Genomic DNA, 21,499 nt, shown 5'->3' with positions numbered 1-21,499 from the left:
GAAAACGTAACTGGGTAACTGACCATGCCGGAATTTGCATACGTCGCGCGGAATGCCTCGGGAAAAGATATCTCGGGCGTCATCACCGCCGGAAGCAAGCGAGATGTGTTCTCGCTGCTGAAGGAACGCGCGCTCTTTCCGGTTCGTGTCGAGGCGGCCAGAGAACCGCTCCGGTTACTGCCCAAAGCCAAGCGAATCAAAGCGGAGCTGCTGGCCAACAATCTGACGCAACTGGCTGACCTGCTGCAGAATGGCGTCTCGCTGATGGCGGCACTGGACGTACTTGTCGAACAGGCGTCACATCCGATCCTCGCTGAAGTCCTCACAGACGTTCGAGACAAGGTTGCCGAAGGGGTTCCATTCGATCAGGCGCTGGCCCGGCACCCCGAGATCTTCGGCGAACTCGCCATCAGCATGGTTCGGGCCGGATCGGAAGGAGCCTTTCTCGAAGACGCCCTGAAGCGAACCGCTGACTTCCTGGAAATGCAGGAAGAGATGAAAGGGCAAGTCGTCGGGGCAATGGCCTACCCGGCGTTTCTCGCTGCGGCCGGAACGGTCGTGACCGTCGTCCTGATTGTGTTTTTCGTGCCGAAGTTTGCTGAGCTGTTCGCCCAACTGGAAAAGGGGGGCGGCTTGCCGGGACCAACAGTGGCACTCCTCTGGATCAGTGATTTCCTCGGTAACTACGGGCTGTTTCTCGCCGCGGGGGCCGTCGCTCTGTTTTACTGGTTACGCAAGCGACTGCAGACAGACGCGGCCCGGCTGGTGATCGATCGGTACAAAATCAAGTTACCCGCGATCGGTCCCATCTTTCTGTCCACGGCCCTGTCCCGCTTCTGCCGCGTGCTGGGGACACTGCTGAAAAATGGAGTTCCGCTGCTGCGAGCCCTGGAAATCAGCAGCGATGCCACTGGTAACCGCGTGCTGGCACAAGCAATCAATGACTCTGCCAAGAATATCTCGTCCGGTGAGACCCTGTCGCGTCCGCTGCGGGAATGTGGACTCTTTCCAAAGCCGATCATGGCCATGATCAGCATCGCCGAGGAATCGAACAACCTCGAAAAGGTGCTGATCAACGTCGCCGATGGGATTGATCGGAAGATCGGTCGTCAACTGAACATTATGGTCCGGCTACTGGAGCCGACCATGTTGCTCGTCATGGGGACAGTCGTGCTGTTTGTTCTTACAGCCCTGCTGCTGCCCGTGTTCGAGATGAGCTCAACAATGGGTTAATCCCCCGGATACTGCTTTTTCTAGATGGAGGTTGTGATGGTGAAAAGTAAGAGAAGTCAGCAGCCAGGACGAGCTGGCTTTACGCTGGTTGAAATGCTCGTCGTGCTGGCGATTCTGGTGCTGCTCATTTCGATGGTCGGACCCCGAATTCTGGGTAGTAAGCAGAAGGCGGACGTCAACGGCGCAAAAACCCAGATCGGCATGCTGATGTCCGCTCTGGAACATTACGTCGTCGATATGCGTGAGTATCCCGATACCGAAATTGGGCTGGCCGCACTGATCGAAGACCCATCGAAAGATGAAGAGACCAAGTCAAGCTGGGACGGCCCCTACCTCAAGAAGTCGCAGATTCCCAAAGATCCCTGGGGACGTGACTACCAGTACCAGTTCCCTCCGACACACGGCAAACGAAAAGAACCGGAAATCTGGTCGCTTGGCCCTGATGGTCAGGAAGACACAGAAGACGACATCGTGAGCTGGGACGCTGAAGCAAAGGATGGAGCTTGATGATGAAGTCCACTCAACAACATTCCCAGCGCCGCGGTCATTCGATGATGGAAATGGTCGTCGTGATGTCCGTCCTGGCGAGCATGGCTGCTTTATCGTGGCCGATGCTGAAGTCGCCAATGGATAAACTGCGTCTGCAATCGGCAGCGCAGGAAGTCTCTGCGGCACTGTCGAAAGCCCGCTTGAAAGCCATGCAGTCAGGTGAGGCGCAGGTCTTTCGCTTTCAGTTGCACACGGGAAAATTCCAGGTGAAGCCAATGTCGCTCGACGATACTCAAGCGGGCGGCCTGTCGGACGTCGAGTTGTCCGCGAGTGAGGCATCGCTCGACGGGGCCGAACGATCTCCGCTCAACGAATCGACGGACCTTCTATTGGAAGAACGAGAGCTTCCTGAAGGGATACGATTCGAAGTCGCCGTCGATACGGATGAGAGCCTGCCGGAAATCGGCAACACTTCTGTCGAAAGTGAAGGGATCGAATGGATTGATCTCGCAATTTTCTATCCCAATGGGGGAACGACAAACGCTGTCGTCGAGCTGCGCGGTGAACCTGATTTCCGCCTGGATGTGAAGTTGAGCGGTCTGACGGGTGCGGCCAAAATTGGAGAAACGCGGCGACAGGAATTGAGATAATGTCGACGTCCCGACGCGGCTTTTCGTTGATGGAAGTCCTGCTCGCAACGAGCATCCTGCTTGGCAGTTCCATCGCACTGATCGAGCTTGCGACAATCGGTCGCAAGCAGGCTCATGCCGCGTATGACCTCAACATCGCCCAACTGCTCTGTCAGGCGAAAATCGACGAAATCCTGGCGGGGATTGAGCCGGTCAAATCGATCGAATCGGCTGAACTCGAAGATGATCCGGGGTGGTTCTACTCTGTGGATGTCGAGCCTCTCAGCCACCTGCCACGACTTTTGTCCGTTTCTGTCACTGTCTTTCAGGGAACAGAGACCATTGCCCGCCCCATCCGGTTCACATTAGTTCGCTGGGTGCCTGACGACCTTGCCGATCCGGATAACCTGACCGGCACAGCAGGGACTGGGTCTCAGTCAAATAGCGATACCTCGCCCTTACCGTTCACGGGACGGCAAGCTCTTTCCCCATCTTCTGGGGCCAGTTCCGGACCCTCCTCGCGTACATCGCCACGTCAGGTGGCACCGTGAGGTTGTCTCGTTCTCACACAGGGAATGACGAAGGTCCGGTGCGCGCCGGTTTTACCCTGCTGGAAGTGCTGCTCACTTCGCTACTGGCATCCGTCGTACTGATCGCGTTGTGGAGTCTCTCGGATATTTACCTGAGGATGTTCGCGACCGGCAGGAAGAAGATTGAAGAGACTCAGATTGTTCGCGGAGTCACGGCTCAACTGGCCAAGGATCTTGCGCAGATCGCCATGAATTCCGACGACGAGGGCGGCTTCTCTTCGGGGCCATTGATTCCGCTCTTTAATGGTGGATCAGAATCCTCGTTCGACCCAGCCATGGCAGGAGCGGCAGCGCCGGATTCCTCTGCCCGAGGACGCTTCGGAGGAACCCGGCCCGGTGCGCTTCAGGAAAACTCCGCTGGTCGTGACTTTAACGGCCAACGCTCGATGTCCCGCAATTCTGCTTTGCCAGATGCGGGAAGAGATGCCGGACCTGGTGCGGCTCGCTCTCGCGGTGCTGGTGGGTTGGGCGGTGAATCGCCGGGAGTGTCAGGTCGCCCGCTGGGGCGGAATGAACTGGCGGGCTCTTCCTTGTCAGGCCAGAGGAACTCGTCCAACGGTCCGGTTCCTCCGTCACGCGACAGCTTTCGAAGCAGTAATTCTTCAACGTCGAACGCTGTCGGAGAAGACCCTTCGGCAGAGCAGCTCGTACCGAAATTCGGTCTACTCGGCACGAGCCGGTCGCTACGCCTGATGATCCTGCAGGCAGATCCAGCACAGACTCAGGGACCAACTGATCTCACGGAGGTCTTACCGCTTCCGGGGCAACCTCGAGCTTCGTTTGCCACCGAATTGAGGACGATCCAGTACTCTTTCGCTCTGCCGACGGAGGCTGCAACGACAAATGAAGCGCAACATCCCCCCGGACTCGTTCGTCGGGAATGGTCTTGGGAGACCTGGGCGGGAATCCACGCGCTCAGCTCTTCGGTCCCTTCGGCTGAGGTGTCCGACTTGCCCGATTGGAATGCCGAGGACGCGCTTGCCTTTGAACGCGGTCGTGATGTGCACCACCTCCCGCAGGTGATCGGTATCGAGTTTCGCTATTTCGACGGACTGGATTGGGATTTCGAGTGGGACAGTGAAGAACGCGGAAGTCTTCCGGTGCTCGTCGAAGTCCTGTTGAAAGTCAGCACGATTGGTGACTCTGCCGGCACGACTTCGATGGTCGCGGAGGATGCGGAAAGTGAGGATGGGGCCTCTTCGACTGAAGAAGGCGTTTCCTCGAGCTGGTCATCGGCTCCGGGAGCCGTTTACCGGCAACTCATCCATCTTCCCTTCGCCGCCACCCCCGCCGATCAGGCTGACCCCTCCGGAAAACCTTTAGGGCTGCCGATGGCACCGGAAGTTGCCGGGACACCAGCCGTCTCGCCTCCCGCAAGGAGTCGACCGTAATGAGAGATGTGAAGTCTGATTCAGGCGGAAGGCCCGTTTCGAATCCTGTCAACTCGGTGACAGCTCGGCGCAACGGAATTGTGCTTGTTGTCGTCATGGTCGTTATCGTGATGGTGAGTCTGGCCGGATTTGGTTTTGTCGCGTCGATTTCACACGAAAACAAAGTCGTTCATCTGCGTGGTGAGCAGATGCAGATGGAAAATGCTCTCGCCTCTGCAGAGGAGTTTCTGAAACTTTATCTCTCACTTCCGCCCAATCCCGAAGCGACTTCCGATACAGATCTGGTCGAGCAGGAGCTGATGCGGGGCGTTGTCGTTTCGGATGAAGCGAGACCCAACTCCCGTGTACGTTTCACCGCCATGGCTCCTCACTACGACGACGGAACGGGAACGAAGTGGCAATACGGTATGCTTCGCGAATCAGGGAAGCTGGATTTGAGAAAAGTCCTGCAATGGGAAACGGAGATGCCCGGACAAGGGCGTCAATCGTTGATGACACTTCCCGGAATGACCGAAGCCATCGCCGAGGCATTGCTGGACTGGATGGACAGCGACTCGATGCCCCGGTCGGCAGGGGCCGAAGGGGACTATTATTCGTCGCTGACGCCTCCCTACTCCGCTCGCAACGGTATTCCCCTGTCACTGGAAGAATTGCTGCTCGTTAAAGGAGTGACACGTTCGCTGCTCTACGGAAGTGATACCAACCAGAACCACCGCATCGATCTCGATGAACAGGCCGCGGGGCTGGATCCCGTACAACAAGATGTGTCGGGTGGGAAGCACATCCCCTGGGTGGAACTACTGACTTTGTACAGCGACGAACGGAATTCCTCGTCTTCAGGTCAACCGCGAGTCAACTTGAACCAGATGGACCTCAGTCAGTTGCATCGCCAGTTGTCGAGCGCTGTCGATCCCGAGTTCGCCAATTTTGTCGTGTTATACCGTCAGAATGGACCAGGTCCCGCAGGAGGGCGACCCATCGAATTACGGTCAGTCCGCGTCGACTTCCGTATTCCAGCGCGTTTCTCGATACTTTCGCTCGTCGATCTGATTCAAACTCGGGTGAGTGTCGCGGTCCCAGGAGGAGTCGCCGGCTCGGTCGAGAGCACTCTCTCAAATGAGGCAGAAAAGCTGGATGAAAGCCTCGGGAAAGTGTGGGATAGTGTGACCGTAGCACCTGAGCCGGTACTCAAGGGGTTGATCAATATCAATCTGGCTCCGGCAGAAGTTCTGCAGGCGATTCCGGGAATGGAAAAAGACTTGGCTGATCAGATCGTGACGTCGCGCAATTCGTCGACACAGAAGAGTCCCTCGCACGACCTGCACCCTTGCTGGCCGTTTACCGAAGGGCTGACGGATCTGGCCAGGATGAGGCAACTTGTTCCCTACATCACGGTGGGGGGGGATGTCTACCGGACGCAGTTGATCGCATTTTCCGAGGCGTCGAGACTGTCGCAACGGGTAGAACTTGTGCTGGATGCCAGTCGTCGCCCCGTCAGGCGAAAATACTGGAAAGACCTGCAGGTGCTTGGTCGAGGATACCCCTGGGACGTGATCGACACCCCAGGAGGCATTTCAAACACGCAGACGGGAGCATTCAATGCAACGCCTTTTGGCAATTGATTGCAGCGAACGGGAACTCTGTTTCGTTATCGCAACCGCTGCAGGCGATCGCATTACGGTCGAATCCGCGGAGGCCGTTGAACTTCCTCGTCCCGCTGATAATTCCGTTCTTTCGAATGAGGACGTCGGTAAAGCCCTACAGGGGGCTTTAGGGAAGTACAAGCGGAGTGGCGCGAAAGTCCTGGTGGGGGTGGATCGATCCGCGGTCGAATTGTTCGAGCTGACCCTTCCCCCAGCATCAGACGCGGAACTGCCGGAACTGGTCATCAATCAGGTGACATCGCAGTCGGCCGGGGCGGCGGAAGGTGCGGTCATTGATTTTGTCCCCCATCCCGGCGCCGTCACCGAACCGCGCCAAATCACTGCCGCCGCGCTTGCGTCTCAGGAACTTACCAGAATCAATGCGGTCTGTTCGGCCGCTTCAGTGACCCCGGACAGACTGCTCGTCCGCCCCTACGAGACAGCCTCGTTATTCCTGAAGCACAATCCCCTTGAGTCCGGTTTTGCCCTGCTGGTGAATGTCATCAATGATGATGTCGATCTGATCGTTGTCGACTCACAGCGACCCCTGTTTTTCCGCAGCGTGCGCTTACCAGGAAAGCTGGGGAACGAGTCTGCTGAGACCCGACTGGTTCACGAGATTCGCCGGACACTGCTCGTTGCACCGCCCGAAGGCTCGGCAGCCCGCACGATCGATACGATCTACCTGCTCGGAACGTCATCCGATTACGAGCGAGTGCGGGAGCGGGTTTCCCAGGGAGCAACCACGAACGTCGAACTCTACGACCCTCTTTCGGGATTTCTTCCAGGAAAAGACTGGAAGCCACTGACCTCCGGGCGTCTGGTTCCGCTTCTGGGGATGTTGGTTAACGAAGCAAAAGGGGGTACGCACGCGATCGACTTTCTGCATCCGCGCCGGCCTCCGAAAGCGAAAAATCAACTTCAGCGGTACGCCGTCCTGGGGACGGTGGTCGGATTAATGCTGGCCGTCGCTGGATATTACCAGTGGGATTTGATTGCGAGTGCCGACGCGGAAAACCGTCGGCTGCAGGAAGAGCTCTCGGACCTGGAAAAACTGGTGAAGAAGACCGCCGAGAAGAAAAAGGTGATCGCCGCACTCGACGAATGGAATACCAACAGCATTGTCTGGCTCGACGAGCTACGAGACTTGTCATCCCGATTCCCTTCGGGGCAGGATATTGTCTTGCAGCGACTGACCATGTCCCCCGCACGCGGCGGCAAGGCGAATGTCGCATTTCAGGGACTGGTGCGAGAGCCGGGTGTGGTGACCCGAATGGAAGCCACACTGAGAGACGCACGGCACGAGATTCAGACCCCGCGCGTGGACGAGCGAGTTCAGGATAAATCATACACCTGGAACTTTGAATCACTGCTGAGTCTGTCCGCCGTCAAACCAAAGTCGACGGCCGAATCCGATGACGATGCTCCTAAGGGAACAGGCAAAAGTTCTCGCAAGAATGGGGCAGGCAAGAAAACCGAAACTCGAAAGTCGGCTAATCCCAAATCTCCCGCTCCAGAAAGTGACGGGGGCGCCGAGACGACTGGTCCGGCTGCCCCGGCCGAAGCCACCAACAACAAGAAGTCTGCAAAAGGGGAGAATGCTCCCGAAACATCCCCTGCTGGCGCGAGCGAGGGCCGCAAATCATGAACGACCTTCGAAAGAGATTGATGTATTTTGTTCTCGGCGCGATCGTCCTCTTCATGGGAGGGGATTACGTATTGAAGAACTACGTCGACGCCCCGTTGGAGCAACGGCAGTCTCGCAAAGAGCAACTCGAAAAGAAGATCAAAGGAAAGAAGAAGGAGCTGGCTGCAGCGAAGGAAGCTGCGGTCAAGTTGGCGACGTGGGAAAAGGCTTCGCTCCCCCGTGACACGGAAATTGCCCGTTCACTGTATCGCACCTGGTTGCTGGATCTGGTCGAGAAATCGAAGTTTCAGTCCGCCCACGTTGATTCCGGACCGGCGACAAGTCGAAAGGGATTCTACGACTCGCTGGCCTTCTCCGTGCGAGGAAAAGGAACTCTGCACCAGCTCGTCAACTTTCTGTTCGACTTTTATCAGGCGGGACACCTTCACAAGATTCAATCGCTCAATCTGACCCCCATGGGCAAAGGGGGAGGTGTCGATATCTCGCTGGCGATTGATGCCCTCGTGCTTCCCGGGGCGGAAAACAAGAACCAGCTCTCGCAAGTCGCGTCCAACAAACTGGCGTATCCTCAGCTTTCGGACTACGCCATTATCGCGCAGAGGAATCTGTTCGGGGCTGGCGGAGAGTCTGACGTTTCCCGACAGGCTTTCCTGACTGCGATCGCGCAAGACGGGGAGGAACTGGAAGTCTGGTTTACGCTTCGCTCTGAAGACAAACTGGTGAAACTCAGACGAGGAAGTCAGTTCGAGATCGGCCACTTCACAGGTTCGGTGGTCGATATCCTGGACGATGACGTGATTCTGGAATCCGTGGGCGAGCGATGGTTACTGTCGATCGGTGAATCCCTGGCAGAAGCGACGGCCTTACCGCTGGAATACTGACGTTTCTCACGACCTACTGAGCGAGTGAGCGGCCCACCACTGCGCTTCGACGACATAACGTCAATGGTCAAATTGCGTTGTGATAGGAGAACCGAGCCAGGCCGACGAATCCGTCACCTGCTGCAAGGTTTTCCTCTGCACAGAGAAGCGATAAAGGCTTGTGGCGCGTCGGGGCGTCCCCTCTGCCCAGATCAACGAAAAAACCCTTGGAGTTCGGCTTGTTTGCAAGCAACTCCAAGGGTTTCGAGTGATGGGCGATGAGGGATTCGAACCCCCGACATCCACGGTGTAAGCATGGCGCTCTAACCAGCTGAGCTAATCGCCCCTGACTCGGTCAAGGCCAGATGAATCTGACCAAGAGCCACCGCTCGGATTCGAACCGAGGACCTATGCTTTACGAAAGCATCGCTCTGCCAGCTGAGCTACGGCGGCCGGGTTAGGGAGGAGAGATAATAACAGAATACGTCGTCGCGGCAAGACTGCACAGCATGACTTCATCTGCCAATATTTCGTTCGGCACCAGACACCATCTCTGCCTCCACTTAATCCCGTTTTCCATCGGCCGCGATGCCACACTTCCCTGAGGTATTTCGGCTTTGGATTCGCTGCAGGGGCTGGAATTCTCGATGACCGGCAGAGGGCGTTGATTAAGCAGGTCAAGTCAGTTTGGTTTCGCGCTGACCGGTTTGGCTCCGACTTTGGCCGGGGTCCTTGCGGGAACGAGTTTCTCCAGCATTTCGCCCTGAGCCTGCAGCAAGGTTTGGGGGCCGAAGGCGCCGATCACCTTTTCGTCAATTTTGAGAGAACGCGAAAGGATTTTCCCCTCCTTCAAATCGAACTCGATTGTTCCTGACGGGGTCTGCTGAACAATCTGCCGCAGAATGTCCGGATCATGCATGGGGACACGGAGGCTGGTTCGAAAGCGAATCGTTGCGATATCGTTCTCGACTTTCGCGAGTTCGTAGACACGAATCAGTCCCAGGTCCTGGGTTAGATTGTTGCCCACCGACACGGGGGTGTCTGATTTCTCGCTCCACTTTTCGCCAATTTTGACGGCCTTTTCCGGGAAGACGACCAGACAGTTGATGGCGGGGTCGGTTTTCTCGGCGGCCTCAGCAAATTTCTTGGGGACGTCGTTGACCAGCAGCGTCACCTTGTTGAGTCGACCGTTGGCAGAAACCTGAAAACGGGCAAGAGGCCGCCCAACGGTTCCGGCGAGGCTTTCAAACCCTTTGGGAATGACTTCATCTTTTGTGCTGTCATAGCCCACAACGCCCGATTCCCCTGTTTGGGACGCCATTCTGACACTTTCCACGACGGGCTCGATTACGGCACTGCCATCGTCGTCAACGGAAATCACCCGAAACGATCGGAAGGTCTGAGTCTGCTGGATGGCGAGCGCCTGGTTCGATCCCGACTGCGTCGTCAGCTCCGCCCGGTCAGACTGCTCGTAGTGGAAGAACTGGCCGGGCTTAAAGTGATAGACGAGTTGGAACGTCGTCTCGTCCGCAGCGGCAACGCCCGAGAGGCCGAAAGCAAATCCCAACAAAGACAAATACATTCGCAGCCGCTGATTCGACATTCGCGCCCTCCTGGCCTTGTCGTTCATGATGGACGATCTTCACGCGGGGGCGGCCCCCGTGTGACAACAGCGCCTTCCCAGCACTCTATATAGAGAAGACGGTAGCCATCGTAATTCAACCGGCGGAATGTGCCGAGATCAGTTTGCCTGGCGGTTCGGCGCCTCAGTTTGGCGGCGGCGGCAATCGGGCCTTCAGGAAGACCTCCTTCTTTCCCAAAGTGGCAACTCCTCTTCTGGGTTCTATCTTTCGCACCCTACCCAAAACGACCTCGTTTCGGGCCGAACCGGGAAACAAAAACTTTGTGAAAAAAAGAAGGGCCTGAAGGTTGACGGTCAGATCGCCGATACATACAATCTCCCTCCCGCAGCAACGCAAGTCGCGACGGGAACTGATCTTTGAAAACATGGTTGGAGAGATTTTGGGAATCAGTTTTGTTCGTATGATGTGGTTGCTGGCCGTATGAAGACCTTGTCTAACAAGTCCTTTAAGGCTTGTGACAATACGATCAGGAAAGTCGAAAGACTTTCACATGATCAGTCAACGTGTGGCCAGCGGACAAACCCAAGTTAACATTTTCGTGACGACAAAACGTAAGTTAAGTTGTCGCGTTTCTGAAAACAATACTCAAAGGGTTTGATCCTGGCTCAGAATGAACGTTGGCGGCGTGGATTAGGCATGCAAGTCGAGGGAGAACCCGCAAGGGGGACACCGGCGAACGGGGTAGGATCACGTAGGTGACGTACCCCCAGGGCGAGGATAGCCACGGGAAACTGTGGGTAATACTCGATAATCTTCCTGGTCGTGATGATCGGGAAGCAATGGGTGAGATTCCACCTGGGGAGCGGCTTACGCAGTATCAGCTAGTTGGTGAGGTAACGGCTCACCAAGGCTTTGACGCTTAGGGGGTGTGAGAGCATGGCCCCCACCACTGGCACTGAGACACTGGCCAGACACCTACGGGTGGCTGCAGTCGAGAATCTTCGGCAATGGACGAAAGTCTGACCGAGCGACGCCGCGTGCGGGATGAAGGTCTTCGGATTGTAAACCGCTGTCAGAGGGGATGAAGTATACGAGAGCTATCTCTTGTATTTGACAGAGCCTCAGAGGAAGCACGGGCTAAGTTCGTGCCAGCAGCCGCGGTAATACGAACTGTGCGAACGTTATTCGGAATCACTGGGCTTAAAGGGTGCGTAGGCGGTTATCTAAGTCAGGTGTGAAATCTTCCGGCTCAACCGGAAAACTGCGCCTGAGACTGGATGACTTGAGTGAGGTAGGGGTGTGTGGAACTTCCGGTGGAGCGGTGAAATGTGTAGAGATCGGAAGGAACGCCAGCAGCGAAAGCGGCACACTGGGCCTTTTCTGACGCTGAGGCACGAAAGCTAGGGGAGTGAACGGGATTAGATACCCCGGTAATCCTAGCCGTAAACACTGAACACTGGAGGACGGGGGCTTCGGCCTTCGTTCTCGTAGCGAAAGCGTTAAGTGTTCCGCCTGGGGAGTATGGTCGCAAGGCTGAAACTCAAAGGAATTGACGGGGGCTCACACAAGCGGTGGAGCATGTGGCTTAATTCGAGGCAACGCGAAGAACCTTATCCTGGGTTTGACATGCATGGATCAACCTGATGAAAGTCGGGCCACACTCGCAAGAGCGGAACATGCACAGGTGCTGCATGGCTGTCGTCAGCTCGTGTCGTGAGATGTCGCGTTAAGTCGCTAAACGAGCGAAACCCTTATCCTTAGTTGCCAGCACGTTATGGTGGGGACTCTAAGGAGACTGCCGGTGTCAAACCGGAGGAAGGCGGGGATGACGTCAAGTCCTCATGGCCTTTATGCCCAGGGCTGCACACGTGCTACAATGGGGCGTACAAAGCGCTGCAAGCCTGCGAAGGCAAGCTAATCGCAAAAAGCGTCCCTCAGTTCGGATTGCAGGCTGCAACTCGCCTGCATGAAGCTGGAATCGCTAGTAATCGCAGATCAGCATTGCTGCGGTGAATGTGTTCCTGAGCCTTGTACACACCGCCCGTCAAGCCACGAAAGCGGGGGGCATCCGAAGTCGCTGCGTGAACCGCAAGGACACAGGTGCCGAAGATGAACTCCGTGATTGGGACTAAGTCGTAACAAGGTAGCCGTAGGGGAACCTGCGGCTGGATCACCTCCTTTCTAAAGGATATTGGTCAATTGCGCCAGAGACACACGTGGTTCGAAAGACGTCAGTCGATCGAACAATACACGGTGACTCAAATCAATAACAAACAGTCCGCATCATTCGACAATTCTTGATTCTCAACTCTCCAGCCTGTTCATACAAAAAGCCACCATCGCGTTTATTCGTGATGGTGGCTTTTTCGTTTTTCGTCCAACCCATCAGAGCTGTTTCGGCAATTTCCAGAGTGTCATTCTTGAAACCCTGGAATGACCATTGGCCGTAGCCGGGATGCAGATAGTGGAATGTGGAATGCCGCTCCGCTTCGCGTTTCCTCTTCGGGGTTGGTCCGACGTTCTCTTCCCAACGCGGTAAAGAAAGAGACCCGCGTCTACCGGTACTTGTGAAGAAAAGGATCCCAGCCACGCGGGCTGAGCGAGTTTCTCCATTCTTCGGCTGGGTCGGCTGTTCTACACGTCGCACGGACTTTCTTCCTGGCACCAAATTGCTCGGGTCTTCTTCACAGAGTGTCTTAGTCAACGCGTCCTCTGAGTCACCGGGCAGGCATTTAACGTCGGAAAGTTTCCGCAAAAGAGCAACACCCCTCCGTCCATTCCCGAAGCACCGGATGCGAGTCGGAGGATGCTCATTCGGAAATCCTGGATCCTGAGTCGTGGGTGGGGGACCTCTTGTGCTGCGAGCACGGGTAGCCCGGCGGCCCTGGCAACCCGTGCAACACCCCTTAAGTACGCTGAACGTATTCGTCTTTGCGTAGGATTCGACTCCTCTTTCGGAGGAGCTGACCACAATCGAGCAAGCTGACTGAGACAACACCCGAGTGCGGGCATCTCCGTGTTGAAGAACTGAAACGCTGGACATTGATTTGGTGCAGATTGGTGGAGTTCGCTATCGCCAACTCTGTCAGTCACCTTGCTCGCTGTTGGTTTACCAATACGTCTTGAGGGCGCTGCTAGTCCGGTGGGGCACAGTTCGCGGCGGTATTCAACTGTGTCGAGTCTCGTATTTGAACCGAATCGGAAGATGTTCGTGCGGACGGGACTTTTGGGGGATTCACGCACTTGGTGCATTGTCTTCGTCGCCAATTGGACCTTGAACGCTTTTCGGATCGTATTCGGGGTTCATTGTGGACGTTGTACAGGTTTTCCCGTCGCAGTTTGCGACGAGTTGGCTGGCAGCAATTTCGTATTGGAGCATGTGGCGAATTTGGATAGTGTTCTCCTCGCGCGATGGCGCTTCGCGCGTTCTGGATAATCCGCTTGAGAAAGGACGCTGAAAACATGCCCATTGATCAAAGTTCTGGACGTCAGCCCTGGTCTCGCAAGGTTCGGCACCAGCTTCTTTGCGGGTTTGTCTTCGTTGCGCCGTGCCTCTGGTCGACCGAGGCATATTCACAACGAAACCTTTCGATTCGTCCTCCTCACTCGCGGGAAAGTATGCGAGGCTTCATCGATGATTACACCAAATCCTTAGATAGTGATGCTGACTTCGATCTGCCTCGCGAGTCTGGATCGATTCAAGCCGTAACGCCGTCATTCGATATCAAGCAACTGCGTCCGCTGGTGCGGAAGTTCTCGGATACGATGACGCAACTGAGCTACGGGTTGAACGAGGAAATGGGAAGAATTCCCGGCCTTCGGCAGAGTAATACAGAGGCACTGCGGTTGAGCGCCACAGCTGTCGTCGTCAGCAAGCACGCAGAAAAGCACGGTGCAGATCCACTGCTGCAGGAAGAGATTCAGCAAGTGGATGCAGACTGGCGGGAATTGGCTTTTCGACTGGAGCGGATCCCCGGACTTTCGGTTGAGTCTAAGGATCATATGAAAGTCCTAAACGAAACCAGTCAGCGGATTCGTCAGGTGATTGGCATTCAGCCCCAGTTGAACCGCCAGCGGCTTCTCTTGAAGGCGGCCTCGCTCGTGGCCGATCTGGAAGGACTTCAAGAAGACCTGGCGACGGAGTTAGGGAACGGTGAGGACGCTCAAACATATCGACGCTCCGTCAGTCGGCTTCGACAAATCGCATTGAATCTGGTCACGGTTATTCGTGACGATCGTTCAGAGTCCAAGGTGATTGTTGAGGCCTACAAGCAGTTTGAAACATTGTGGGGGCCCGTCGCATCCAAACTGCAGGAAGAAGAAAATCGTTATATCGATCATGGGATTCGACGTGTCGCGGCGGCAACCAGTGAAATTCACCAGCTCCTTCTCTTACCGCATAAGATGGACCAGTCGCAGTTCATTCAACTGTCGTCATATCTGAGAAAGGACATCGACGAGTTCTTCGAACGGACGCCGCTACTGCTGGTCATGCAGCTGCCGAAGGCCAAGCAGGCCCTTTCCGTCGCCGAACAGTTCTATAAAGTCTGTAATGAGTTCTCTTCAGCGGTCGACCAGGGACAGGGTGAGAAGGAAATCACCGCCCTGTTCCGCAAGATCGAGCAGGCCGAACGCTCGTTCATTGATGTGTTTCAGGAGGTCGATAGTGACAAAGCCGTGGCCGTATTGAACCGGATTCACCGAACTGTCAATACTCTGCGGACTTCTCTGCATCTTCAGCCAGATGATTTCGACTACCGGGCAGCCGAAGAACTGGCTGCGTCGATTCAGCACTTCTCTGAACAAGTCGATCAGGTCACTCGTCGCTGGCTCAATCAGGACCGCCAGCCGTACACACAAACCTGTCTCGAAGAAACACAGAAGCTAACTCGGCAAGCCGCGCGGATCCACGATCATCTTCTCAGCGGCCGGTCTGCGTCGTCGCTTGAAGGCGACGTCACTGAGTTATACGAGACATGGCGTCGCGTCTATGCATATATCGTAAAATGTCAGACCGAAGATCGACGCACCATGGGACGTATTTCTTCGAACCTGACTCCGGCGATGGTGCAGCTTCGGACGATGATTCTCCAGTAGGTTGAATCACACCTCAGAAAACATGAGGACAAGGGGGATTTATGGCGAGCAGCATCGCACGCCACAAATCCCCTGCTCTTTTGTCGTTCCGTATCACTCGCATCCCGATTAAGACAGGGGATGATTTCTTGAAACGTCGCGTTTTTCAGTGAAGCACGAACCGCAACGATCGTCTGCCGGAAGCAGCAGCGGGAATGTTGCTGAAAATGCTTCTACGACATCGCTGGCGGAGTTTGGCTCGGCGATTCAGACTCCCAGACGGTGAATGTGACACTCCGAGGCGAGATGTTGCCGGACGATATCGAGCAAGTGTTCGTGGTGGGTGAAAAAAATGATCTGGCGTTGTTGCGCAATCCGCGCCAGCAGCCGAAGTGCTGCAGTTGAGCGGGCGTCATCGAACTGAATGAGAATGTCGTCGATGATCAGCGGCAGGTCCTTACGCGGCTCTACCTCAAGCTGCAGACTGGCGAGTCTCAGTGCAAGGTAAAGCTGGTCGCAGGTTCCTTCGCTCATGCCATCGACTGGGACAGTCTGTGTCGAATCAGCCTTACATCCGACCAGCAACGGCTTGCCGCTGGCATCTTCTTCAACGCGCAAGCCAGTAAAGGAATCGAGGGTGAGCTCGCGAAAAAATTCGCCAGCGATCTTCAGGACCGGAGCTCGCGTTTTTTCACGGTAGCTTTCTATTGCGACTCGCAGAACGGTACTGGCAAGCTTCAGGCGAATGTAGTCCTCCGCATCGCTTCGGATTTGGGCCAGGTACTGATGCCGTGTTTCTTCGGCTTCAACGGCACCGGTCCCCGCTTCCATTTGTTTCAGTTGCAGGTTCGTAGCCCCGAGCTGAACGTTGAGTCGATCTCGTTCTGCGTTTGCGTGTTTGGTTCCCGTTTCGATCTCATTCAGTCGGTTTGCGAGGTCTTCAGGAGACTGTTGACGAACTTCTGACAGGAATTCATTCAGATCCTGTCCACTTGCCAGTTGGATCAGAATCTCTTCAACCCGCTCAAGTTTTTCCCGATGCTCATTGCAAGCACGAGACGAACGTTCAATCGATTCGAGCTGATGCAGTGTCTCCTGAAGCAGGTCTGCGGATTCCTGATCAGTGGCTCCAGGTGCGGGCGGAGCGAATCCCGCGATACGACACAGTTCTACTGTCAGCGCGTGTGCCTGACTCCTCAGTCGCACTGCTTCTTTGCGCTGCGTATGCGCCTGCTCAATCTTTTTCAGTTGTGAACTGCGTATCGTCGCTTCACGTTGACATGCCACCAGGCGCTCGTGAAGCGTGCGGACTGCCTCATGAGTGGCAGCCGAGAGTAAATCGGGAGCTATTTCGGAGCAGAGGGAATGAACATCTGCCTCAAAACGTTCTATGTCGTCGTCGATCCCTTTGATTCGAGATGCGAGTTGCTTTGCTTGCCTTTGATGGTCGGCGAACTGGTTCAAGATTTCGAGATGTTTCGTCGCCGCGTCAGGCGTCGTCTCTGGTGGCAGCTGCAGCAGTGCCATTGCTCCGTGCCATTGTGTTCGCCATTGTGTCAACTTGCTCTCGAGCTCTTGCTCACGCTCATCGAGTCCGGCGAGGTCCATTTCTGCACGGCTGAGCGAATCCATGATCTTTCGGCGTGAAGATTGGAGTTCTTCCGCACGTGATAGTTCCCCTTCGGCTTGCAGCAGCAACTGCTTCAAATTCGGAGACACTGCCGCCCAGTCTGACCTTTCGCGACCCGGCGAAGAATCACTTGCTTCTGCGGCCTCGTCCCAACCGAAGGAAAGCTGCGGTGTCTGTGGCGACGTGAGAGATGGACGCGAACCGAACTGCGATGGTTCTGAATCGGTCGCTGCGGATCGAGGTGAAGTCTTTTCCGGCTCGGAACGCAATAGATCACTCAACAGCTTCACGTTCACGCGGATTCGCTGTTCCATCGCTTCGACTTCGATGCGTCGTCGTCGAAGCAGATCGTGATTCTTTAAAAGTGTTTCACGTCCTGCTAACCAATATGGCATCTCCGCAGGACTCGGCACTGGCTGAACCGTGGCTGGCCAGTAAGACTGCCACTGCTTTTCCAGTTCGGAACGTACGTCCTCCAACTGCGTGAGCCGATCTAGCGACTGGTGCAATTGATTCTGTGTCTCTTGCAAGTCCGAGAGTGCGTCTGCGAGCTGTGCGACGCGGTCTGCTTCCTGCCTCAACCGATCGGCAACGGTATCAGCGTGGGTTACCAGTTCTTCAAAGCTCTGGAGTGATCCGGCATTGGGCAATGCTCCCGAAAGTAGACTGTCGCGGATCTGTTGCCAGGCCACGTCTCGTGTTTGTCTGGCTTCCTGAAGGTCCGCTTCAGTGGGAACCTGAAATTCGACGCGGAGTTGGTTGATCTCCTGCTGGAGCGTTTGAATCTCTACGTCGTGTCGAGCGATGAGAGACCGGGCTAAACTGTGCTCGTTCTGGTTGGTTTGGAAATCGCGTTCAAACTGCTTCACAATCTCGCTTTCAGGAAGCTTTAGCGACGCAAGCGTTTCCAATCCTGACCTGGCGGATCCCAGTTGAGTGAGTTGTTGTTCAATCTCAAGCTGAAGGGTGGCGACTTCAGTGCGAGTCTCCATGAGGCGGGACTCCAGGTCACCCTCCCCTTGAATTGTGCGGAGCACCGTCTTCATGTGACTCAACGATTGTTCGGGAGGCAACTTGGAAAGTGCGCCTCGAAGCTCCTGCGTTTGCTCACCCAGTCTTTTTCGTTGTGCCTGCGCATCACGCTGGGACTGAGTGACAATCGCCAGTTGATTTCCCAGCGTCGCAAGTTGCGTCTGAAAGCCTCGTTCCAGAGTAACTTCGACCGAGAGTGACTCGGATCCGGTTCGTCCAATGGAGCTGAGAATTTGTTCCATCAACCGAACGTGTTCATCTTGCTCTTGTTTCAAATGATGCCGGTCGCGGATCGCCTTCTGGCTCGAACCAGATTCGGCCATCAGTTTCGAAATCACATCGGACCGGCCGAGGAGATCGTCGGAGAGTGAGAGGGCAGCCAGCTCCTGCTCAGCAGTCCTGATCGACTGCGCTGCAGAACTCGCGTATCCCTCTCCCTCTTTCAGCAGGAGTAATCCGTTTTGACGCTTCGCCCCGAAATCAGAAGGAAGCCGAGGAACATCCTTCAGAGATGCCATTGATTCCTGAAGAGTGTCGTATTCTTTTGCGCGTGGAATTGCCTGTTGCCATCGCTGCAGTCGGCTCGATTCGGTTTCAAATTCCAGGAGTTTGGTCTGGAACTGATGAAGTTCAGCCTCGATCTGACATTTCAGGCGGTGGGCGTCTTCCCATTTCGAGAACGGAAGCTGGCGCACGCGGACGTCATCGTTCTTTTGTTGCCATTCACTGAGAAATACGTTCAGACGCTGTTTCTTGCCAAGGGGCTTAAAGATCTCGGCAGCTTCGTCTGTCAGTCGTTTTTTGACTGAGTTCAGGTCCATCACGCCGGAACCGGTTGCAAACAGAATTTCCCCCAGATCACCGGTGCCCACGGCGATCTGATGTCCACCCGCCGTCAGTTGCTCGTAGTCAATTCCATAACGCTGACGGAAGGTCTTCTCGTCAATTCCGCAAAGCATCTGATCCCATTGCAGGGGATCAATTACAGTGGTGTCGTCCGCAGCTCGAAGCGAGTCATTGCGTGACTTCCTTCGAATGACTTCAAGCTGCATTCCGGCTCGGTTGCAAACGATGCCGCCGACACGCAAGTTCGGTTTCTTGTGCACGAAATCGTCAGCAGTCCGTTCGTCGAAACCGAACAGAAGCTGGCGGATTGCCCGCAAGGTCGTGGTTTTACCCGCCTCGTTTGGGCCGAACACGAGATTGAAGCCTCGGTCCAGATTCAGTTGTACGTTCGTAAATTTTCCGAACGCCAGCAGATCGAGTCTTGAAAACCACATGCGGATTCCGCCCTTCTCCGTCCTGCCCGATGCATGCCTACTGCGACTGCCACAACTGCGTGAGCAACTTATGTCTCACTTCATAACACGCGGGATTCCCTCAACATGGATTGCTGCCCACGGAATGTCATGGCAGTTGCGATTCCTCTCATGCAGTCGGACTACGGAATCAACCACCTGCCTGGCTGGCAGCGGTAACCGCCTGCGCCGCAGCAAGAATCGTCGCCTGCAAAGCTCCGTTCGTGACGATCACCCCGCGATTCTCTCGAAGCTCACGCCCTTTAGAGAAATCGAGCGGCTTGCCTTGCAGGTCTGACACCGTACCGCCCGCTTCCTGGACGATCAGAACACCACCAGCATGGTCCCAAATTTTTTCAAAGTAACCGGTCTTTGCGGGGAGTCGCAAATAAATGTCGGCTTCGCCTCCGGCAACGAGGGCATACTTTGCCTGGCTGTCGATCCGAACAGGCGACTCGGTGATTCCCAGACGACTGGCGATCTGAGCGGATTCGTTGTGTGAGCTATGACCTGATTCATACGATTCGCAGAATCGTGCAGCAGACGAATCGGTGGTCTTCGTAACGTGGATTTGCCTGACTTCTGCTGACTCGTTCAATTGCGTTGCAAAAGCACCGACACCTGCAACCGCATAATACAGGGAATCACCTGAATTGTTAGTTGTTCCCAGGTTCGGACATCCCAGGATCCCGACTTTCAGTTGACCATCGACGATCAGCGCCAGCGAGATGGCGTACTGCTCTTTACGCAGGAATCCCTTTGTTCCATCGATGGGGTCGAGTGTCCACTGGCGAGGGGCGAATTCCTTTGAACCACCTCGGTCGATCCAGTCACAGATTTCGTTGTGCGTTGCCGTCTGGTAGTGCGCATTGATCAGCGCATGAATTTCACGCAGGAATCCTTCATTCTCTTCCTGGTGCAGTGCCATCGAATCTTCCTCCGCAATGATCGGATCGGCGGGGAATGACTGACTCAGTCCATGGCAGATCACTGCCTGACTGGCAAAGTCGGCGACAGTGACAGGGCTGTTATCTTTTTTATCGAGAACTTCGGGCGTGATTGCCGCCTGGACGACCTGGCAGATTCGGGCAGCGCTACGGACAACGGCCAAGCCTACGCGTAATTCATCCTCATAAGGATGAGACATATTCAGAATCCTATTGCACTGGAGTGGCGAAATATTCAGACAGCAGGGACAGCGACATTCAGTTGGTGAGCGAGATCGACAAGAGCCTGCCAGTTCCCCTCATCGAGTGGAATTCCGGATGCCGTTCTCGACTGTCGTGTCTGTCTTTCCGGATCTCCCGGAAGCATGATTGCGTCGACACCATCAATCCGCGGGACTTCGCGAACGTAAGTCTCGAGTTGCCCAATCTCTTTCTGCAGATGCTGGGTGCCGCCAAAGAACTCGGGGTTAATGACCCAGAAGACGACGCAATTGCCTAACGGCGGAGGTGGGTTGGGTGTGGAACACTGCCCTCCGGAAAGTCCTCCTGCCATCATCTCAATCATAAATGCCAGGCCGAACCCTTTGTATGCCTGATCGCCGCCCAGGGGGAGAATCGTTCCTGGAGGGTTGCCATAGAGCTGGTTGGGATCCGTTGTTGGCTTTCCATCCGGATCAAGGATCCAGCCGAATGGTACAGGTTGTCCCGCGATTTTCTTAACTCTTACTTTGCCTTCCGCGGTGGCACTGGTCCCGATATCGAAAATAAAGGGCCCTTTTGAGCCCCCTGGCACGCCGATGCAGATCGGGTTGGTTCCTAACCGGGGGCGCTTGCCACCGACGGGTGAAACGCGTGGTGCCGCGCCGTGGTTGTTGGCGATGACCATCGCCGTCAAACCATGCTCGGTTGCCATCTCAGCGTACTCACCTAACCGACCGATATGACAGGTGCGACGGAGTGTTCCACAGGCGATTGCTGAGGTCTGACACTTGGTAATGAGCCGCTTCATGAGGTCCTGCGCCAGGACTTGTCCCAGACCCCATCCGCCATCACAAACCAGAGAGCTTGCCGACTCTTTTTCAATGGTCAGTTGCGCGCTGGAATTCAATGACCCATCTTTGACTTTGCCGATATAAAACGGGATTCGCATCACACCGTGTGAATCATGCCCCCGCAAGTTTGACTCGACAAGACTTGCCGCGACAACGTCAGAGTCGGGGCGGCTGACGCCAGCGGCACAAAAGAGTTCAGCAGCGAATGCGGTCAGATCGGCAGGCTTCAGAACGGGCAACGTGACACCTCTTCCCAAGAGATTCCCAAGAGAAATTCTTCAGCAGAATAACTAGTGTAACAGAGGAGAACGACATGACAAAACCCAGGATGGGGGCGTGAGGGGCAATGGTTCCTCACCGTTTCTGCGTGACATAACCATGTCAATTGCTGCGGTCGG

Annotated in this window: 13 protein-coding genes, 2 tRNA genes and 1 rRNA gene; 10 read left to right on the top strand and 6 right to left on the bottom strand. The window is 55.4% G+C overall.

All coding sequences use genetic code 11. The features are described 5' to 3' along the window. Positions 1-24: 24 nt before the first annotated feature. From ACGY09_RS07240 to ACGY09_RS07205, 8 genes are read left to right on the top strand one after another with little or no spacing between them, the layout of a single operon-like run. Positions 25-1,233, top strand: a complete 1,209-nt coding sequence (locus tag ACGY09_RS07240) for a type II secretion system F family protein (protein ID WP_373650949.1) — start codon at positions 25-27, stop codon at positions 1,231-1,233. Positions 1,234-1,269: 36 nt separating this feature from the next. Further along, positions 1,270-1,740, top strand: coding sequence for a type II secretion system major pseudopilin GspG (gspG, locus tag ACGY09_RS07235; protein ID WP_373650950.1), 471 nt, complete (start codon positions 1,270-1,272; stop codon positions 1,738-1,740). Next, a complete protein-coding gene (locus ACGY09_RS07230) occupies positions 1,740-2,372 on the top strand; it encodes a Tfp pilus assembly protein FimT/FimU (RefSeq protein ID WP_397571028.1) in 633 nt (210 codons plus the stop codon). Before gspG ends, ACGY09_RS07230 begins: the two co-directional genes overlap by 1 nt. Then, a complete protein-coding gene (locus tag ACGY09_RS07225) occupies positions 2,372-2,902 on the top strand; it encodes a hypothetical protein (protein WP_373650952.1) in 531 nt (176 codons plus the stop codon). Before ACGY09_RS07230 ends, ACGY09_RS07225 begins: the two co-directional genes overlap by 1 nt. Before the next feature lie 38 nt (positions 2,903-2,940). Further along, positions 2,941-4,332 carry a hypothetical protein gene (locus ACGY09_RS07220; protein WP_397571027.1) on the top strand — a complete coding sequence of 464 codons (1,392 nt, stop codon included), beginning with the start codon at positions 2,941-2,943 and terminating at the stop codon, positions 4,330-4,332. Further along, the gene (locus ACGY09_RS07215; RefSeq protein WP_397571026.1) at positions 4,332-5,954 is read left to right on the top strand and encodes a hypothetical protein; all 1,623 of its coding nucleotides are present in this window, start codon (positions 4,332-4,334) and stop codon (positions 5,952-5,954) included. The genes ACGY09_RS07220 and ACGY09_RS07215 overlap by 1 nt, the downstream gene beginning before the upstream one ends. After that, on the top strand, positions 5,932-7,623 hold the full coding sequence (locus tag ACGY09_RS07210; RefSeq protein WP_397571025.1) for a hypothetical protein: 1,692 nt from the start codon (positions 5,932-5,934) through the stop codon (positions 7,621-7,623). The genes ACGY09_RS07215 and ACGY09_RS07210 overlap by 23 nt, the downstream gene beginning before the upstream one ends. Before the next feature lie 20 nt (positions 7,624-7,643). Beyond that, complete coding sequence (locus ACGY09_RS07205) at positions 7,644-8,504, top strand: hypothetical protein (RefSeq protein ID WP_397571024.1); 861 nt, start codon at positions 7,644-7,646, stop codon at positions 8,502-8,504. 251 nt (positions 8,505-8,755) lie between these two features. On the opposite strand, the gene ACGY09_RS07200 is transcribed toward ACGY09_RS07205, so the two are convergent. From ACGY09_RS07200 to ACGY09_RS07190, 3 genes are all read right to left on the bottom strand, one after another. Beyond that, positions 8,756-8,829: transfer RNA gene (locus ACGY09_RS07200), tRNA-Val, on the bottom strand. 34 nt (positions 8,830-8,863) lie between these two features. Then, positions 8,864-8,936, bottom strand: a tRNA-Thr gene (locus ACGY09_RS07195). Between the two features lie 229 nt (positions 8,937-9,165). Then, positions 9,166-10,086, bottom strand: coding sequence for a DUF6263 family protein (locus ACGY09_RS07190; protein WP_373650957.1), 921 nt, complete (start codon positions 10,084-10,086; stop codon positions 9,166-9,168). A 622-nt stretch (positions 10,087-10,708) separates the two neighbouring features. Between ACGY09_RS07190 and ACGY09_RS07185 the strand changes: the two genes are divergently transcribed. Together ACGY09_RS07185 and ACGY09_RS07180 are read left to right on the top strand one after the other, a co-directional pair. Beyond that, a 16S ribosomal RNA gene (locus tag ACGY09_RS07185) occupies positions 10,709-12,247 on the top strand. A gap of 1,281 nt (positions 12,248-13,528) precedes the next feature. Further along, positions 13,529-15,163: a hypothetical protein gene (locus ACGY09_RS07180; protein ID WP_397571023.1), complete on the top strand. Its 1,635-nt coding sequence runs from the start codon at positions 13,529-13,531 to the stop codon at positions 15,161-15,163. Positions 15,164-15,409: 246 nt separating this feature from the next. Here ACGY09_RS07180 and ACGY09_RS07175 read toward each other — a convergent pair whose 3' ends face one another. From ACGY09_RS07175 to ACGY09_RS07165, 3 genes are all read right to left on the bottom strand, one after another. Beyond that, complete coding sequence (locus tag ACGY09_RS07175; protein ID WP_397571022.1) at positions 15,410-19,084, bottom strand: AAA family ATPase; 3,675 nt, start codon at positions 19,082-19,084, stop codon at positions 15,410-15,412. Between the two features lie 169 nt (positions 19,085-19,253). Continuing rightward, positions 19,254-20,249, bottom strand: a complete 996-nt coding sequence (locus ACGY09_RS07170; protein ID WP_397571021.1) for a 3'(2'),5'-bisphosphate nucleotidase — start codon at positions 20,247-20,249, stop codon at positions 19,254-19,256. 35 nt (positions 20,250-20,284) lie between these two features. Beyond that, positions 20,285-21,340, bottom strand: a complete 1,056-nt coding sequence (locus ACGY09_RS07165; RefSeq protein WP_397571020.1) for an Ldh family oxidoreductase — start codon at positions 21,338-21,340, stop codon at positions 20,285-20,287. Between the last annotated feature and the right edge of the window lie 159 nt (positions 21,341-21,499).

This window comes from Schlesneria sphaerica, assembly GCF_044336245.1.
GTDB classification, from domain to species: Bacteria; Planctomycetota; Planctomycetia; order Planctomycetales; family Planctomycetaceae; genus Schlesneria; species Schlesneria sphaerica.
Note: the sequence above shows the minus strand (reverse complement) of the source record. Positions and strands in the feature narration are given on the sequence as shown.

Excerpts from the sequence above, each read along its gene's own strand:
- ACGY09_RS07240 (WP_373650949.1), top strand. The coding sequence starts at position 25 with ATGCCGGAATTTGCATACGTCGCGCGGAATGCCTCGGGAAAAGATATC.
- gspG (WP_373650950.1), top strand. The coding sequence starts at position 1,270 with ATGGTGAAAAGTAAGAGAAGTCAGCAGCCAGGACGAGCTGGCTTTACG.
- ACGY09_RS07230 (WP_397571028.1), top strand. The coding sequence starts at position 1,740 with ATGATGAAGTCCACTCAACAACATTCCCAGCGCCGCGGTCATTCGATG.
- ACGY09_RS07225 (WP_373650952.1), top strand. The coding sequence starts at position 2,372 with ATGTCGACGTCCCGACGCGGCTTTTCGTTGATGGAAGTCCTGCTCGCA.
- ACGY09_RS07215 (WP_397571026.1), top strand. The coding sequence starts at position 4,332 with ATGAGAGATGTGAAGTCTGATTCAGGCGGAAGGCCCGTTTCGAATCCT.
- ACGY09_RS07210 (WP_397571025.1), top strand. The coding sequence starts at position 5,932 with ATGCAACGCCTTTTGGCAATTGATTGCAGCGAACGGGAACTCTGTTTC.
- ACGY09_RS07205 (WP_397571024.1), top strand. The coding sequence starts at position 7,644 with ATGTATTTTGTTCTCGGCGCGATCGTCCTCTTCATGGGAGGGGATTAC.
- ACGY09_RS07190 (WP_373650957.1), bottom strand. The coding sequence starts at position 10,086 with ATGTCGAATCAGCGGCTGCGAATGTATTTGTCTTTGTTGGGATTTGCT.
- ACGY09_RS07180 (WP_397571023.1), top strand. The coding sequence starts at position 13,529 with ATGCCCATTGATCAAAGTTCTGGACGTCAGCCCTGGTCTCGCAAGGTT.
- ACGY09_RS07175 (WP_397571022.1), bottom strand. The coding sequence starts at position 19,084 with ATGTGGTTTTCAAGACTCGATCTGCTGGCGTTCGGAAAATTTACGAAC.
- ACGY09_RS07170 (WP_397571021.1), bottom strand. The coding sequence starts at position 20,249 with ATGTCTCATCCTTATGAGGATGAATTACGCGTAGGCTTGGCCGTTGTC.